Below are 16,275 nucleotides of genomic sequence, written 5' to 3' on the forward strand. Positions count from 1 at the left end.
CATCACCATGGAACAATCTCAGCTAATAAAAAATTTTAATTTCTCATTCGCAGTTATATTTGTTGTTAAAGAACTGATTATTTGCCTCAGCGAGTTTTTCTTTTTGAGGGAAGAGGGCTTCCGTCTTTTTGACTCGTTTGGCTTTGCCGACGATTTCCCATACGGAAAAGGCCGTAAAAACCAATGTAGAGAATTGATGCGACCGGTCAAGGAAAAACGTAGATAATCGATCCAATTTTTCACAGGAAAATCGGAAAAGAAACCGGAAAAAGAATCTTGTTTGCACTGCGGAAAATGCCGATACCAAAGCACTCAATCACAGATTTCTAATATACCCGTATTTTCGTAGAATCGATCACCACCATTGTCTTCTATGATAACCCAACCGTTGGAATCATATTCTAATTTATACCCTCCATCTGCTATCCCGATGGGACGGGTTCCACCACTGGCATAATTATAGCCATAAGCACCACTGTTCTCCGGGAATCCATTCGTATCGTAATCGTTAAACGATTCCGTACTTGAGCTCATTTCGTTCTTTCTAGACAATAACCTTTGAGAAGAATCATACGTATATGTATAATGTTGTCCCACAGTGTTTGCTGGCGTTATCAGCTTATAGCTCTTTAAACCCCTTTGAGAAACCGGCACAGGAGACTCCGGCGGATCGAATAACCCTAACTTAGCATCATTTGCAGAAATATAAGTTCTTACATAAGAAACCCCGGATGCTTTGCAGGTATACACTAACCCGGACGTGGAACATTGATAAGTAGATATAGTCGAAACACCATCATGTTTTCTGACTGTTTTAGGCACAGTCACACAATTCCTGCCGAGTAAGGCGAGAACAAGGGAATCGTTTTTTGAATCTTCTCCACAATTCAAGTGAAAAGTTAAAAGCAAGAAGAGAGGGAAAAATAGGATGCGGTTTTTCATGTTTATGAGTTCTCCAATATATTAATTTTTGTTTTTAAACAGTTTTAGATCATTAGGGAAGCATTAGAATTCAGTAATGCGATAGCGATGTGAAGGGGAAGTCGCGAATGCGACCGGAGCGACAGCGTAGCCCGTAGCAGCGCGACTCCCGCCAAGCGGGAGGATCGCCCAAAATTTGGATCAATCACAGATCTGTAAGGACCCAGTATTCTCAAAATAATAAGTATCTCCGTCCTCGAGTCCTATCGCCCAACCGCTTGGCCCAAAAGAGATACTAGTTCCGCCGACTGTTATATTACCCGGGCGCTTACTTCCTGGTGCATATGAATAGGTTGCAGGGACTCCATCTACGTCTAAGGGAAATCCGTTAAAATCATAATCTCCATAAATGCGATCATTAGAATCAGTCGCGTTGATAGCGGACACTAGGCGATGAGAAGAATCATACGTGTAAGTAAAATCGTAAAATACATTGGTCGGATCGGAATCACTCACGGTCTTATTTCTAAGAAGTCCTCTTTGAGAAGGGAAAAATCCAAAACCTTGGTTACCTCCAGGAGGGTTTACCACTCCTAATAACGCACCTTCGATGGATGAATAGGTTCTGGTTTGGATTATATTGTCTCCGCTGCAAATATAAGCCTTACCGGATACTGAACAACTAAAGTCTACTACAGGATTTCCACCTGAATCAAGTACAGTGACGTTCTTGGGAAGGTTGACACATTTTTTGTTCAATAACAACGCAAGAACTGCGCTTTGATCATCTGACGAGCCATCACAATTGGTGAATATTATAAGAGAGAGAAGTAACCCGAGAGCGTAAATTTTCATATAGAGGTCCCTGAAGAATATGGTAAAAAACTTTTTTAGTTTCAACCAACCGGGATTCTAACATGGGCGGGTTTAGGGGACAAGATCGGCTTCTACTAGGAACTCTTCCGTTTCTTAGTAGAAATACTAAAAGGGCAAAACTTCCTCACCGGTTTCTACTAAAGGAAGCCAGGTCTTTTTTTGTATTAATATTCGTCCTCTTCTGTAGAATAATTCTCGCCTATCGAAAATGCACAAATACGGGATAAGTGAGTATATGATAAGCCGGTTTCTTCTGCCCAAACATTGAATTGTTTCTGAATAGCCGCCAGATCCTTTTTGGATTTACCTGCAGAAGACAAAGGCAAACCTACATCACGTAAACATAATATAACATCGGAAGACAGGATAAAAGAATCTCTTCCGATAAAGCGCAAGAAATATTGGCCGGTGTTCCCACCCAATCTGGAACCGTGTTTGGAGAGAAAATCCAAAAGTCCGATCTGATCCTGGATAGGCCAATCCGCCAAAAATTTTCCGAAACTACCATGTTCCTGGGCAATCTCCACGACAAATTGTGCATTCTTTCTTACCGATGAGATCTTTTGTGCATTACGAATGATCTTTTCGTTCGATCCTAAAGCATCCCAAAATCGGTTTGGCTGTTTAAGCAATTTTGCAGGATCAAATCCTAGGAATACTTCTTCAAATCCAGGCCACTTATTTTCTACAACCTTCCAAACAAAACCCGCGGAGAAAACTCGTTTTGCCATTTCACTAAGCACTCGATCATCCGAGAGGCGACTAAGTTTGTTCTTAGTACTTACTTTAGGAAGAAGAGATTGTAGAGCCTTCTCTCCACCTTTTCTTTTGGCCGCACGCTTTTGGATCTTGTCAAAAGAGCTCATTCATACTCCTAAACATAAACGATAAGATCGTAAAATAAAATGCCTGTGAAAAGTACGAATTTACGCAGCAAGGGAAAAATCCAAAATTTTCGCATCCGTTGTCACATCTCCTTCCTTAGAGCGTCTTTCTTTTAAAAGAGGAAATAAATGAACGCAAGATTCAATTACGCCAAAGTGTATCCCCAAGTTTTAGAAAAAATGATGGAGATGGAAAACTTCGCTAAAAGTTCAGGGATTGACATCAAACTTTACGAGCTAATTAAGATCAGAGCTTCTCAGATCAATGGATGCGCATTCTGCATCAACATGCACACTGTGGATGCTAGGAAATCAGGAGAAGAAGAAAGAAGGATCTATCTTTTGAACGCTTGGAGAGAGGCCCCTTATTATACAGAAAAAGAAAGAGTCGCTCTGGAATTAACAGAGTACGTGACTAAAATTTCAGAACATGGGGTTTCGGATGATCTGTATACAAGAGTTAGAGCTCAATTTGAAGAAAAAGAATTTATCGCTTTGATCGTTGTGATCAATACAATCAATTCTTGGAATCGGATTGCAATCTCCACTGGAATGACCGCTCCAAACTAAAGAGGAGCTTGTTTAAATCTTCATACGTGTCTTTGGATCGGCTTCCGATCGAAGGACGTATGAAATATTCTTTTGAGCTCGCGCTTATGCCCTACTCTAACTTAGTAGCTTCAAGAGTTTTTGTTAAAGATTGAGAAGTAACTTTTAATCTTTCTAAACTAGTTCTGAGCTTTTCTGTGATCTCGGACATTTCCATTGATCTTCTGCTTAAATATTCGATCCCATTCAGGATCTGTTTTGCTCCATTCGATTGTTCTAATGTAGAATTTTTCATCTCTTTAGAAAGATCACGGATATGTTTGTTCTTATCTTCCACTTCTGTAGAAAGGCTTTTTTGTTTATCCACAGAATCTCCTACCTGAGCGAGTGCTTCTCCAATGGAGCCAATTCCAGAAGTCAATTCCCGGAAAGCCTGGACTAATTCTCCAAATTTTTCCGAACTTGTATCGGAGGCTTCTCCCAAAGCACCTATCTGTTTTACGATCTCTTTTGCATTTCGAGAAGAAGAATCCGCAAGCTTACTCACTTCCTCTGCGACTACTGAGAATCCTTTTCCAGCTTCTCCTGCTCTTGCAGCTTCGATAGCTGCATTCAAAGAAAGTAAATTTGTTTTTCCTGCAAGATCTTGGATCACTCCTAAGATCTTACTAACTTCTTGGACCGTACCTTTAAATTGAGAGAACACGTCCAATGCAACTCGGACTGTACCCTCTCCTTCTATCGCAGTTGCTGCTGAACCTTCGCCCAGACTCCTAGCAAAGGATACTGCCTCGAATACTCGGACCATTTGATCTTTCCATTTATCTATAGAAGTAGAAGTGTCATCCCCAAATTCGTCCTGCTGTTCGGCCATCTTTGCGATGGAGTCGATACTTGCGCCCATTTGCTCTAAAGTAGCGGATGTTTCTTCTACCATGCTTGCAAGATCACGGCTACTATCTTCGTTTGCTCTAGCTACATCCTCCACATCTATTAAGGATTTGCGAAGTTCTTCTGCAACCGTTTCGGAACTATGTAAAATTTCCTTCGCAGCAGTATAGTTTCGGATGGTTCTTTCTTCTGCGCTTTGCGCTTCTTCCACTAATCTTCTTACAAACTTGGTTGCATAAGAAATAGTAACTCCGAATGCGAATAAGAATACTCCCATCAAAATTACCAGAGGGGATCTCAACCGAATCATTCCATCGTAGCCCATGGTCAGAAGTTGCGGGTTTAGAATAGTAAGTGCCATCGCCATTGCAGTGAATTGAACTGCAAGAACTGTAGAAGTGATAAAAGTAAATCTGGGATTGAACCTAAAAATGGTCCCTGCTAAAATTAAAAAATAGATCCCATAGTTAGCGGGGCTTAAAATACCATTTGGTTTCCATTGGTCTTCTGTTCCGAAATATCCAACCTGCACGATTGCGTAACCGATAAATTCCATGAACACTGTAGCGTATTTCAGCCAAGGTCTGTAACCGAAAAACTTCATTACAAAAATGGAAAAGAAGATGATGAATGAGTATGCGACGATCCCGCCTATATAATAGCCCAAAACTGCTTGGATACCGCTTTTCCAGATCAGTCCGAATGCAGTCCCGAATATAAAAACTACGGTTAAAAAAATTCGTAGATAGTTTGCTGCAACTTCTCCTTGGCGCTCTAATTCCAAATTTCTATTCATTATTCCTCGGTTAGGCGGTTTTAGTTATTGGCCCAAAATCGCTTCAAATCGACCGAGTGTCAAGCAGGGATATTATGCAGATCTAAATTAGAAGAATTAAAAGTCGATTGGGACCATCAAAGCGAGTTCAAGCGTGCTCATGTGGATTGTATATCCTGAATCTTTGAACAACGGTCCATGCCAACTTAACCTGGCTTTTACAAATCCGAATTTAGGAGTTTCTACATATATCATATATGCGAAAACTTGTTTGTCCTTCGCATTGATGCTTGTCCTAGACAAAGCGCTCAAGGCTAATAATTCTAGAGGATTGTACTTATCCTGCAAATTCGCATAAACTAAAAGTGATATTATATCTGTAGAAAAATGGGTCCCCTGGCTAGCGAGATACGCACCCATCAATTCTAAATTATTTCCTTGGCTTAAATTTACTAAAAGATAATTGAATATAGCATCTCCCCTTCTCAAATCCACCAATCCGGAACTTAATTGTATAAAACTCAATGTATTCAGAAAAGTATCTCTGTCACCCATTGCTCCATACATTTTTCCGATCGTTCCTCCTGGATCCCTAAAGTCCACATTCCCTCTTATTCTCATATCCGCTAATCCGAAACCAAAGCCCATACGAAATCCATCCACTTCCGGATTTCCCCAATAGAATGTGGGTATTATATAATTATAATCTACTTTTACATTAGTTCCAAGATCCGCAGTGACTGTATTTTTATCATTCTTACCTGTGCTATCACTACTGCCAGAAGAAGAGGAACTCGAATTGGAAGAAGAACCTGTATCAGGAGCAGGTACAGAATAGACTTGTTTATCGAATTCTTTTCTGGCAGAATGGAAGAGAAGTTGGAATCCAAATGCTTCGTTAATCTTATAGTCCTTACTTCTGATATCAAAAAAGAAATTCGGCTTTTGAGATTCTGTGGTCATCGAAGCAGACGCTCCTCTACCACTAATATCCAAGTCAGAAATAAAATCATAACTTCCTCCAGGTTGGATGGAGAAAAATCTAGCCTTAGGACTTTTAGGAACGCCTAAATCCCTATCAAACTTATTTGCCTTTTGTGTAGAATCATAATGATCTCTGATCTCCTTTAAAACATCTTCATCCAAGTCTGCTTTTACGGGAGAAGCAAAATTAGAGATCGGAAATAGAATGAAGAATAAAAGTAAGAAGTAAAATTTTGTTTGGATATTTCGCTTCATGTAATACAAAGAAGAATATTGCTTCTATCAATCCCATCTGAGTCAACTAACAAAACAGATTGAATAAGTAATGCTATCATTTAAGATGGAACCAATGGACGGCAGATTTAGATCCTTACTTTTAGTTAGCTTATCCTTCTTATACTTAAATTGTTTAAAAACATTTCCGGTATTAGAGGAGCCAGCTCCAGGAGAAGAAGGTTTAGTCGCTTTCGGACTAATCGTTGCCAAGGGTGGTATCTCAAATGGGATATTCAGAGGTATCGAAGAATCCATTGCAAAAGAAACTCATATCTCTTCTATTACAGGTAACGCCTTACGCATCAATTTAGAAGATCCAGGCAAAGAAATGGAGGGAGATGGAAATTACAGATTCTTATGGGTCCAAAAATTACGATTAGGAAAATCAGAAGAAGGAGTGGCTAAATATTTTGTAGTTACACGCCTCCCACAAAACCAATCTTTAATTTTAGATAGCGCTTCTTATACTTATACTACCACTCACACTTATACAACTGTAAATAAATACGGACAGGTACAAACGCATACATATACAGTTCTTCATACAAATTCTATTCCGATAGAATACGATCCATTAGAAAAACCTAAATTTTCATTCTACAATCCGGGAGGATTGGAGATCCGCTTTATAGGAAATTTTATCGCTCACCCAAAAGGTTTAAATCTATCACTGGGTGGCCCTTATACTGGAACTTATGTTCTGACAAATATAGATACGTATCTAAAAGAAAATCCAAGTCTTACACCTGATTTTAAAAACAAATTTTATGGAAATGAAGAAGTAAGTCCAAAAGGAGCGGAGATCTATTTCCTCAAAAGATTTATCAAAGAAAATCGATCTCGCTATTGGCAGGATATTGCTATCAAAAAACTTTTTAAATTGGATCCTAAAACCAGAGAAGCTGCAATCAAGGCAAAGATACCAATTCCTTCTCAGGACTTAAGCTCCGAAAATCCAATACAACAAAATTAAAATTTCTTTTCTCTGCCCAAAAGTTCGGCTAACAAAACACCTGTAAGCACCAAACTACATCCAATTAAACTTGTAGCATCCAATCTTTCTTCCAAAGTGAAATAGGCAAGGATGGCGGAGAAGACTGGCTCCAAAGAAAAGATAAGACCAGCTCTTGTAGGAGAAATCCCCTTTTGGTATTTTGTTTGTAAGAATGTAGTTCCTACAGAAGAGATCAAACCGTTATAGAATAATGCAGGCATTACTCTTGAATCCATTTTGATAAACAAAGGTTCAAACTCTGTCCAATGTAAGATGAACGCCAAAAGAAAAGCGAATATACTGGTCACTAATGTTTGGGATAAAAGCAGAATGTCCAAAGGACAGGACTTACTCGCCTTATCCACATAGATAATGTATAAGGAAAAGAAAAACGCACCACCTAAGGTAAGAACATCTCCTAGATGATAAGATATTACAAGTTTATGATCTTCTCCTACTGACTCTGCAGAAAGGAAAAATAGACCGAACATTACTACGATCACTCCTAGTAAGTTTCCGGAGCTGGGCATCCGTTTCAAAAATAAAGTTTGTAAGATAGGAGTGATAACTACTAAGGTCCCAGTCAAAAATCCAGACTTAGTAGCAGTTGTGTATTTTAAACCTATTGTCTCGAATGCGAATCCCATAAACATCCAGAAACCCAACAAAAATGCTAAGAAATATAGAGGCTTATTTGTCTTCCAATCCGGATAAGACACTGGGTTCTTTCTGTTCTTAAGAAAAATATAAATTACAAAAACAAAAGTTGCGATCGCAAACCGGATCCCTATGAATAAACAGGAAGAAATTGAAACTAAACTTAATTTTGTAGCGGAGAAGGTTCCACCCCAGATCAAAGTGCAAAAAATTAAGGCGGCCTCGTTTTTATATCTGGTCATGATCTTATTGGGCAGGAGTTTTCTTCCTTAAAACTATATCCAATGCCTTCCAGGATCTCCACGTAGTTCCTTCCCAGTTGACCGTTTCGTATCCTTCTTTTTCAACTTTTAACTTAATACCACGTATCCCAGGAAAAGATTGGAAAAACATTCCGTCTTCTTTACGAGAAGTCCTAATTTCTCCATGATAAAAAAGAATCTTATCGTATTTGATGTTTGCTACTATAGGATTTCCTTGTTCATCTTTGATCTTGAAGTAAAGTTTACTTCCATCTGCAATTTCCTCTAAAAGGATTGTCCAAGCAGGTCTCAAAGATTCTACAATTTTAGGAACATCTGAATAAGGTGGATTCAAGTGAGAAGATTCTATTAAATAAGCTAGAGTCCCGTATTTAAAGAAATAATAATCTTGGTCTACTCCATCCACTCCATAGATATTTTTTTTAGCGCTGAAATTATGATTTGGATTTTTACTTTCTACAGAAGAAGCGATTCTTTTACCTAAATTCCAAACCAAATCAGGTTCAGGATTAGAAGTTCCATCTATAGTATATGGAACCAAAATACAATTCGCAAATGCATGATAACTAATAGAAGCGGCGAACCTCTCCTTCTCCGCTAAATTCATCATTGCTTGTGTCTCAGGTTCAGAACCCGGGTAAGGTCCTCTGAAAAACACACTATTTGATACAGAAGAAGTTTGATTCGATTTTGTTTTTCCCCAAAAGAATGGATAGTTACGATTTATATCCACTCCTGGATTATCTTTTTCAGTGACCTGTCCCCAACCAGGATATCCATTCTTTCTTCCCATAGACATATTCTCATGCCAGAACACACGAGAACCATCCGGGTTTACGATTGGAACCACCCAGATTTTTAACTTCGCGAACAAATCGTTATACTTCTTCTTATGAGCTAAAAGTTCATAGATCACATCATAACAATGTTCTACAGAAACAACTTCATTAGAATGATGGGCACAATTGAATAAAACTGAAATTTTATCTTCGTCTGGAATATTTGAATCAGTGAGTAAAATTGCAGGGATCTCTCTTCCCCTAGCAGATTTTCCGATTATCTTATACTGAGAATGTTTGGGAAAGAGACGATGCACCCAAAACAGATAATGAGAATTTAATATATTATCTTTATAACCTTTCTTGATGTCTGCTAATGCAAAAATGGATTCTGATAATGAATCCTGGTAATTTCCGGAGTAATATTTGAAAGGCATTCCCTTTGCGATATTGATACCTTCTTTAGGAAAGCCATAAACTTTTAGTTTTTCCCTTTGGATAACTGCATAACTATGATCCTTCTCTATGAATGTATAAGGAATTTCCCAAGAAGTGACCTTCTCGAATTCTTCTCTTGCGTTTTTGTCTATTTTAAGAAGAACAGAAATAGATCCGTCGTTTAATGGTCTAGAAGGAATTGTTTCCCTAAGAATCGAGCAGGAAACTAAATAGGAATAAAAGTAGAAGCCGAGTAGAAAGACTCGAAAGAAGCCCGTCACAGTTATAGTTTTTTGAAAGTGAATCGGAAAGAAAAGAAAGAATTCAGTTATTGAAAGGAATATTTATAAACTTATATGAGGAAGGAGGTAACTAATTCGGGAAAAAGTTATCCTCTTCCCCGAACCAGAAATGAATATCAGATTATTTTTTCTGCCAGAATTGGGAACGACCAATCAAGGAGAACCCGATATAACCGCGGACTTCTAATTTTTTTCCGCCATCGGTTGCTTTCAGACTACATTTGTACCAAGTTCCGTCATTTGGATCTAAAATACGTCCGCCAGTCCATTTGTCTCCGTCGGCTCCTAAACCTTTAATGATAACCATTCCTAAGATCGGTTTATCTTTTTCAGCTCCGTCACATTCAGTACAACGAGCTGGTTTTCCATCTTTATCATTTGGATCTATAAGGCTTAGGATTTTTCCGAAAATTTTTCCGTCTTTCTCATAAATCTCAACCGTAGATTCTTCCTTAGTTCCTGCATCATTGAATGTTCTCCATACTCCTGTAACTGGAGCAGGATCTGCAGAAAGACTAAATGCTCCCGCAAAGAATAATGCGAATAAGAATATTGCGCTGATCCTCTTCATCAAATCACCTCGTAAAAATAGAAATAAAACGGGGAGAATCCTCCCCGCTTACTTGGAGTTTTATTTTTTAAGCCAAGTTTGAGTTCTACCGATCAATGAAAAACCGATGAACCCTCTAACGCTCAATTTAGCACCACCGTCAGTGGCTTTTAGTTTACATTTATATGTTTTGCCGTTATTCGGATCCATAATGGTTCCGCCGGAATATTCGTCATCGTCCAGGCTCAAACCTTTGATGATAACAAGACCAATAACAGGCTTGTCCTTATCTGCACCTTCACATTTGGTACAAATTTTCGGCTTACCATCTTTATCCAAAGGATCTCTTAAGCTGGCGATTTTTCCGTAAATTTTGCCACCTTGCTCATAAAGCTCTACTACGGACTTTTCTTTACCGTCTTCGTCATCAATGGTTTTCCATTTTCCGACTACTGGAAGCGCATCAGCAAATATAGATTCGCCAACTAAAAACGCCGCCAAAACGACAAACAAAACGAGTGATTTTTTCATTTTTGATTAACCCCTTAACGTTTCTATTGAAATCGGTTATATTTAGTCTTCTTGGGAACCTAGCAAGCAAACTATTCTTTGAACCATTTTTTTTGCTCAAAAACCTGGATTTTCCAGGAAAAGAGATAGGGTTTTGCGCAAAAACATGCAGTCATATAGGTTAATTATAAGAGAAGCCCAGGTTTAACTGTTTCTCTTGAGTATTTATTATGTTTTTGAATCGTTTTCTCCCCTATTTGCGAGTATTTTCATTCGCCTTAATCTCTGTATTTTTCCTATTCTATTGCTCTCCAGTAGATAAAGGTTCGAAAACAAACGATTTAGTAGCGTTATCCTTACTTACAAACAGAGACCAAGTAGCAGAGGCCTTAACTTCAGCTATGGATCCAGTATCAGGCTCTATGGAAGGTTTAAGCGGAGAAGGTACATCAGTTGCTATCCGAGGAAATCGTATCAGTTGGCCGGAAAGGATTAGTTCTTTAGGACATCGCATTTGGAATAAAGGACCTGATTTCGGAGAACTAGAAGCTTACAATTTTTCATTCAATTGTTGGGGCGGAGGAAATTATTCCAGACAAGTATCTTCTACTGATACAAATGCATACGACTTCTTAGATTATATTTTGAATGGGAACGATCCTTCTTCTTCTTTCTTAGTTTCTAAAGAATTCGGGAATTGTAGATTTTTACCTTTCAGCAATTGGGTGATTGATGGACTGACTGAAAATATTTGGAGTAATCTTTCCGGTTCTTCTCCTTTCGTACAAAACGGTACGAATTTGAAAATTGGAGTGAATCGTACCATCCAAAATACATTCCAAGGAATTTCGGTAAAAGTTACTGGAACTGGCGCACCTCTTTCTTACGCTGTAGGAACTCCAACAACCAATCAGGCTTACTCTTTAACCTGGAATAATATCCTGACTGGAGCTTCTCCCGGAATTTCTTCGTACTCACAAGATGTTTCGGTTTTGAGAGAAGGTTACTCTGGATCAGATCTAATTTTCTCTCACCAAGTTTCTTCTTTAAGTTCCTTACAATATGGAGCGGATAGAAGCGACTCTAATCCTTTATCCTGGTATCGTTTGTGGAGTGCGGGTTCTTTACAAGTAGTCCATGTGGAGAAAAATTTCACATTAACACTTTCAGTAGATGAGCCTGTAAAATGGAAATACATAGACTGTCTTCCTAGAGCAGGAAAAGTATCCTTCACCTTGAGTGGAGATCTGACCGGAACTGGAACTATCTCCTTCTCCAGTGGATCGGGTTATTATGTGTATACTGTGACCGATTCCAACGGGAATAATTCTACGGAGCAGGGAAACCTAGACTTCTCCTCATGTAGCGTTCCACTTTTTATTCTCTAAAATTTTTCGGATCAAAACCTTTCTGAACGGGAGGATGGTCTCCCCTATTCAGTCAATTTTTCTCTTGCATAAGAATGCACCAGGTCGAATCCTCTTGGGAAAGGATTTTTCCAGGTTTGATGAACTCATATTCATTTCGTCCGATCCATTTTATCATTCTATTTTTATCTCTAATTTTCCTGGCTGCTCCCCATGTCCTTGGATCTCCCGACCCAAACAAACCTTGCTACGGAAAAAAAATCAAAGGAATGCAATGTATTCCAGAAGGATTTTTTATCCGTGGAAGTAACACTCACGATGCAGACGAGGCGCCAGAACAAAAAATTTATCTAAGCGACTTCTTCATAGATATATACGAAGTCACAAATGAGGACTTTAGCAAATGTATAGAAGAAGGTTCCTGCAAAGATTGTCTTTACAACGGTACCTGCGATTATATTGGTCCTGCTTATGGTGATCTATATTTAAAACCAAAACAACCTGTACTCGGAGTGAGTTGGTATACTGCAAAAGAATATTGTGAATGGGTAGGCAAAAGACTTCCAACAGAAGCAGAATGGGAGAAGGCAGCCAGAGGTCCGAAAGGAAATTTATTTCCTTGGGGGAATAAACCCGCGAACTGTAAGTTAGCCGTCATCGAAGAAGATGAAAGAAAAGGTTGTGTATATAAAAAAATCAATCCTCCAAATTTAATGCCGACTGCGCCTGTAGGAAGTAGACCTGCTGGAGTATACGGGTTATTTGATATGGCAGGAAATTCTTGGGAATGGGTCCAAGATTGGTATTCCGAAAATTATAAAGTATGTGGCGAAGCATGCAACGGAAAAGATCCAAAAGGACCTTGTGAAGGAGAAGATAACTGTCCTGGTTTTGATAAAAAAACCTTAAAAGGTGGATCATGGTGGTGGCCCTCAAGTTATGCAAGAGGTTCCAAAAGAAGGGCCCATGTTCCTCAAAATTATCCAGAATATCATCATTTTGGCTTCCGTTGTGCGAAAGACGCTGGTTAAAAAGCTATACAACGGACAGCACTCTTATAAACAAATGTAAGAAGCCAAAAATGGTCATGCGAAATGAAAACAAAAAATCTAAAGAAACCAATCGTTTCTCTCATGTTGGTCCTCCTACTGGGATGTGGATCTTCAGGGCCTACTCCAATCGCAGGATCGGAGACCCCATCTACAAATTGGGAACAAGACAAAAGTCCTTACATAATTTCTAATTGGGCGTTTTCAGAAGTTCCTCCCGGAAGTTTTTTCCATGGACATTTCCCAGTTCTACCAGGACAAAATTCCGAAAATCCTTCCGGCCAAGATTCTTACAAAATAGAATCTTTTTTAGCCGCACCTTCTAATATCTCTAATTATAATCCTAAAAGAAAGGATTCCTCTTTTGTATTCTTTCATTCCGTTAAAAGAAGTAAGAACGATCTGGATATATTAATTTCTGCTTATATACCTTTTTGTCCATCAGGATGTTATCTAGGAGTAAAATCAGAAGGAAAAGAACAAATGATCGTACCTGGAGAATCAGAAGATTCCTCCAAACCAAGGATCGTAGTTATTCCATTCCAAAATGAAGAAGTTACACTAGCACTACAATTATTCCCTTTTAACGGCCCCAGGAACATGATGGAAAATCCTGTAGTAGGCAGTTTTTCGGAAATACAAACTGTTTATCTGGTAAAAGCTCTTAGAGTTTTGTTATTCAGCTCTTTGGAGTTTTTTTCCTTCTTCTTTTTTGCGTTCATCTATATCCGAAGGCCTCAAGACAAATTTAATCTTTCTTTTGCTCTTTTAAATTTATCCTTAGCAATCTGGTATCCTGCTTACGAAGGTTGGTTCCAATACGTAGTGGATTCTCCTTGGACCTGGGTTATCTTTGGATATTCTTTAGGAGCATTTCTTCCTATCCTATTTTATGAATTTACAATCGGCATTTTTCAAGCACCCCGAAATATTCCAGGAAGAACATTACAATTTCTTTTTATTCTGCTGACCATCTGGCCTTCTCTGGAATACGGGATCACAGGCGGGCACCAATATTTCGGAAAGGTAGCCTTTCATATATTTTTAGTCATATTAGTATTCTTTTATATGAATACTTTATACATATTTTTCAGATATAGATGGAGCAGTATACTTTCCTTCCGATGGGTGGTCACAGGTTTAATTTTAGTCGCTGTATCATCTTTTTACACTGTGCTTAGTTTTGCAGGTTTTGGCCAAGCCCAGCCTTGGGTGAATGAAAGTTTCTTAGGCTTAACATTATTATTCAGCCTAGCTCTTGCTAAAAGATACGCAGAAGTTTTTAGAGCCTTAGAAAAATCAGAAGGTAAACTCAAATCCTTGAACGAATCCTTGGAAACAAAGGTAGAAGAAAGAACTCAAATTATAGAGCTCCAAAAAGCAGAATTAATACAAAAAGGAAGAATTTTAGCAAAAGATCTTTCTATCGCAGGAAAGATCCAAAACTCACTTCTACCTCGAGAACTTCCTGTTATACCAAATGCAAGGATCTCATACAGATACAAACCAATGATGGAGATTGGTGGAGACTTATTAGATGTGATATACGATCCTTCGACAAGTTCTTTGGGAATGTTCATTGGGGATGTAACTGGCCATGGAGTTTCTGCAGCACTTTTAGCATCCATGTTAAAAATGACTCTGGGAGATTGGTCAATTCTTCTTCAGGATCCATCTTCTCTTCTATTACATATTCGTAATCAATTTGAAGGAAAATTGGACGGACATTTTATCACTGCAACTTTAGTTACTGTGGATCTAAGATCCGGCAAAACACTGATCGCAAATGCAGGGCATCCTGAATGCCTTGTTTTAAGAAAAGGTGGAGTTGTAGAATTTTACAGACCCAAAGGAGTCGCGATCTACGAAGCAATTCCGACCACTTACCAAACTGAATTTGTGGATTTAAAACCTGGAGATAAAGTAGTATTGTATACGGATGGAATTCCTGATTCAAGAAACATAGAAGGGGAATTTTTCGGAGAAGATCGTTTGTCTGATTTGCTTAGAAAAAATTCGGATCAATATCCTGAAGATCTATGTGATTCAGTCATTCATGGTGTACAAGCTTTCCAAGGGGAATTCCAAAACCAAGATGATATGGCTTTGTTAGTCGTAGAATATTTGGGATAATTTAGTTAAATCCAATATTTTTCCAACGGATTTGGGCCTTTGCAAACTTTTGAAAAGCACCAAGATCACATTCAGGATGCCCGGAAAGAGGTATAGATTCTTCCTCTAATTCTCTACATTCAGAATCTTTCCAGTTAACAGAAAATATTCTGATCGAGATCTTTCCGACTATATCCTTTTTTTCTAATGGAGGATAGAAGATAGGAACTATTCCATAGGTCCTATTGTCTTCCAAAGCAACATATTGGTCATTTCCCAAAGTAATCACTTTAAACGGAAAATACAAAAAGAGAGATAATACTGACTGAGGACTTTCGCTGGAATAAATCGTTCTGTATGTTTTCCCGAAATTGGTTTCATCCAGAGAATGATTTAGATTGGTTCTTTCTCCATTCTCCCCCAGATTTACGAAATCTCGATTGAATTCTCCGGAGCGGATAGGGATCCCATTTACATTGATTTCAGTTAATGCAGGAAGATTTTCCTGAGAATATTTATAAGAAACAGTGTCTCTAGGCAAACCGATAAGTCGAGAAGGAAGAATTCCATTCTCCTCAGTTCTTTTTAAGATGGCATCTCCCCTTTTTGGTTCAAAGCCCGATTTTTGGACTAAAACTAGATCTCCCCTTTGAAAATTTGGCTCCATAGAGTCTGATCTGATTTCATAAACATCTATCCAAAACTTTCTTACAAGTTTAGTCCCAAAAATAGAGATCACCAATAGGAATATTAGAAAAGTCGCAAATATATAAATTTTTCCATACGGAAAGAATAAGAAGAAATTTTTATCTTCTTCATGTATGAAATAATATTTTCGAGTGAAATAGAATAACAAAAACGGATAAGCTAATATTCCTAATGCGGAAATCCAAAAGATCAGGTAAGATAAAAATCCTTCTCCGAAAAATCTAAAGAGGGAAAGTAACACCAAGGGAAAAAGATAAACTACCGAAGCCAAAACAACTGAAGAACGAATATCTTTTAAAACCAGAAATCCTGCTGGAGGTAAAAGAAGATTCAAAATGTAAGAAATAGTAAATCGCACAGAAGAAAAGACGGCCAAAAAAGAAAATATAC

The 16,275-nt window shown here is 38.4% G+C and carries 16 protein-coding genes; 6 read left to right on the plus strand and 10 right to left on the minus strand.

Annotated elements, in window-relative coordinates; all coding sequences use genetic code 11:
* Positions 1-226: hypothetical protein (locus tag CH362_RS19310; protein ID WP_208859600.1), on the plus strand; the 226-nt coding region annotated here is incomplete at its 5' end.
* Between the two features lie 86 nt (positions 227-312).
* On the opposite strand, the gene CH362_RS15800 is transcribed toward CH362_RS19310, so the two are convergent.
* The 3 genes from CH362_RS15800 to CH362_RS15810 form a co-directional block, all read right to left on the minus strand.
* Positions 313-942: a hypothetical protein gene (locus tag CH362_RS15800; RefSeq protein ID WP_100711295.1), complete on the minus strand. Its 630-nt coding sequence runs from the start codon at positions 940-942 to the stop codon at positions 313-315.
* A 180-nt stretch (positions 943-1,122) separates the two neighbouring features.
* A complete protein-coding gene (locus CH362_RS15805; RefSeq protein WP_100711296.1) occupies positions 1,123-1,776 on the minus strand; it encodes a hypothetical protein in 654 nt (217 codons plus the stop codon).
* A gap of 185 nt (positions 1,777-1,961) precedes the next feature.
* Positions 1,962-2,663: a DNA-3-methyladenine glycosylase I gene (locus CH362_RS15810; RefSeq protein WP_100711297.1), complete on the minus strand. Its 702-nt coding sequence runs from the start codon at positions 2,661-2,663 to the stop codon at positions 1,962-1,964.
* A gap of 147 nt (positions 2,664-2,810) precedes the next feature.
* Here CH362_RS15810 and CH362_RS15815 point away from each other — a divergent pair, with 147 nt between their 5' ends.
* On the plus strand, positions 2,811-3,251 hold the full coding sequence (locus CH362_RS15815; protein WP_100711298.1) for a carboxymuconolactone decarboxylase family protein: 441 nt from the start codon (positions 2,811-2,813) through the stop codon (positions 3,249-3,251).
* 91 nt (positions 3,252-3,342) lie between these two features.
* Here CH362_RS15815 and CH362_RS15820 read toward each other — a convergent pair whose 3' ends face one another.
* Complete coding sequence (locus CH362_RS15820; protein WP_100711299.1) at positions 3,343-4,917, minus strand: methyl-accepting chemotaxis protein; 1,575 nt, start codon at positions 4,915-4,917, stop codon at positions 3,343-3,345.
* Between the two features lie 96 nt (positions 4,918-5,013).
* Positions 5,014-6,135, minus strand: a complete 1,122-nt coding sequence (locus CH362_RS15825; RefSeq protein WP_100711300.1) for a hypothetical protein — start codon at positions 6,133-6,135, stop codon at positions 5,014-5,016.
* 70 nt (positions 6,136-6,205) lie between these two features.
* Here CH362_RS15825 and CH362_RS15830 point away from each other — a divergent pair, with 70 nt between their 5' ends.
* Positions 6,206-7,129 carry a hypothetical protein gene (locus tag CH362_RS15830; RefSeq protein ID WP_100711301.1) on the plus strand — a complete coding sequence of 308 codons (924 nt, stop codon included), beginning with the start codon at positions 6,206-6,208 and terminating at the stop codon, positions 7,127-7,129.
* Here CH362_RS15830 and CH362_RS15835 read toward each other — a convergent pair.
* The 4 genes from CH362_RS15835 to CH362_RS15850 all read right to left on the minus strand — a co-directional run bounded on the left by CH362_RS15835 (position 7,126) and on the right by CH362_RS15850 (position 10,670).
* On the minus strand, positions 7,126-8,049 hold the full coding sequence (locus tag CH362_RS15835) for a DMT family transporter (RefSeq protein WP_100711302.1): 924 nt from the start codon (positions 8,047-8,049) through the stop codon (positions 7,126-7,128). The genes CH362_RS15830 and CH362_RS15835 overlap by 4 nt on opposite strands.
* Positions 8,050-8,053: 4 nt before the next feature.
* Positions 8,054-9,568, minus strand: a complete 1,515-nt coding sequence (locus CH362_RS15840; protein WP_100711303.1) for a M14 family zinc carboxypeptidase — start codon at positions 9,566-9,568, stop codon at positions 8,054-8,056.
* Positions 9,569-9,710: 142 nt separating this feature from the next.
* Positions 9,711-10,160 carry a DUF2147 domain-containing protein gene (locus tag CH362_RS15845; RefSeq protein WP_100711304.1) on the minus strand — a complete coding sequence of 150 codons (450 nt, stop codon included), beginning with the start codon at positions 10,158-10,160 and terminating at the stop codon, positions 9,711-9,713.
* A gap of 60 nt (positions 10,161-10,220) precedes the next feature.
* Positions 10,221-10,670, minus strand: a complete 450-nt coding sequence (locus tag CH362_RS15850) for a DUF2147 domain-containing protein (protein WP_100711305.1) — start codon at positions 10,668-10,670, stop codon at positions 10,221-10,223.
* Between the two features lie 209 nt (positions 10,671-10,879).
* Here CH362_RS15850 and CH362_RS15855 point away from each other — a divergent pair, with 209 nt between their 5' ends.
* The 3 genes from CH362_RS15855 (at position 10,880) to CH362_RS15865 (ending at position 15,198) form a co-directional block, all read left to right on the plus strand.
* Entirely contained in the window at positions 10,880-12,037 is a 1,158-nt protein-coding gene (locus CH362_RS15855; protein WP_100711306.1) for a hypothetical protein, read from the plus strand.
* A 119-nt stretch (positions 12,038-12,156) separates the two neighbouring features.
* Positions 12,157-13,047, plus strand: coding sequence for a formylglycine-generating enzyme family protein (locus CH362_RS15860; protein ID WP_100711307.1), 891 nt, complete (start codon positions 12,157-12,159; stop codon positions 13,045-13,047).
* A gap of 63 nt (positions 13,048-13,110) precedes the next feature.
* Positions 13,111-15,198, plus strand: a complete 2,088-nt coding sequence (locus tag CH362_RS15865) for a PP2C family protein-serine/threonine phosphatase (protein WP_100711308.1) — start codon at positions 13,111-13,113, stop codon at positions 15,196-15,198.
* A gap of 1 nt (position 15,199) precedes the next feature.
* On the opposite strand, the gene lepB is transcribed toward CH362_RS15865, so the two are convergent.
* On the minus strand, positions 15,200-16,243 hold the full coding sequence (gene lepB / locus CH362_RS15870; protein ID WP_165780281.1) for a signal peptidase I: 1,044 nt from the start codon (positions 16,241-16,243) through the stop codon (positions 15,200-15,202).
* Between the last annotated feature and the right edge of the window lie 32 nt (positions 16,244-16,275).

Source organism: Leptospira saintgironsiae (assembly GCF_002811765.1).
Lineage (GTDB): Bacteria > Spirochaetota > Leptospiria > Leptospirales > Leptospiraceae > Leptospira_B > Leptospira_B saintgironsiae.

What these genes read in the sequence shown, in the direction of transcription:
- CH362_RS15845 (WP_100711304.1), bottom strand. Translation starts at nt 10,160, where the DNA reads ATGAAGAGGATCAGCGCAATATTCTTATTCGCATTATTCTTTGCGGGA.
- CH362_RS15815 (WP_100711298.1), top strand. Translation starts at nt 2,811, where the DNA reads ATGAACGCAAGATTCAATTACGCCAAAGTGTATCCCCAAGTTTTAGAA.
- CH362_RS15865 (WP_100711308.1), top strand. Translation starts at nt 13,111, where the DNA reads ATGAAAACAAAAAATCTAAAGAAACCAATCGTTTCTCTCATGTTGGTC.
- CH362_RS15810 (WP_100711297.1), bottom strand. Translation starts at nt 2,663, where the DNA reads ATGAGCTCTTTTGACAAGATCCAAAAGCGTGCGGCCAAAAGAAAAGGT.
- CH362_RS15820 (WP_100711299.1), bottom strand. Translation starts at nt 4,917, where the DNA reads ATGAATAGAAATTTGGAATTAGAGCGCCAAGGAGAAGTTGCAGCAAAC.
- CH362_RS15805 (WP_100711296.1), bottom strand. Translation starts at nt 1,776, where the DNA reads ATGAAAATTTACGCTCTCGGGTTACTTCTCTCTCTTATAATATTCACC.
- CH362_RS15855 (WP_100711306.1), top strand. Translation starts at nt 10,880, where the DNA reads ATGTTTTTGAATCGTTTTCTCCCCTATTTGCGAGTATTTTCATTCGCC.
- CH362_RS15835 (WP_100711302.1), bottom strand. Translation starts at nt 8,049, where the DNA reads ATGACCAGATATAAAAACGAGGCCGCCTTAATTTTTTGCACTTTGATC.
- CH362_RS15860 (WP_100711307.1), top strand. Translation starts at nt 12,157, where the DNA reads ATGAACTCATATTCATTTCGTCCGATCCATTTTATCATTCTATTTTTA.
- CH362_RS15825 (WP_100711300.1), bottom strand. Translation starts at nt 6,135, where the DNA reads ATGAAGCGAAATATCCAAACAAAATTTTACTTCTTACTTTTATTCTTC.
- CH362_RS15830 (WP_100711301.1), top strand. Translation starts at nt 6,206, where the DNA reads ATGCTATCATTTAAGATGGAACCAATGGACGGCAGATTTAGATCCTTA.
- CH362_RS15800 (WP_100711295.1), bottom strand. Translation starts at nt 942, where the DNA reads ATGAAAAACCGCATCCTATTTTTCCCTCTCTTCTTGCTTTTAACTTTT.
- CH362_RS15850 (WP_100711305.1), bottom strand. Translation starts at nt 10,670, where the DNA reads ATGAAAAAATCACTCGTTTTGTTTGTCGTTTTGGCGGCGTTTTTAGTT.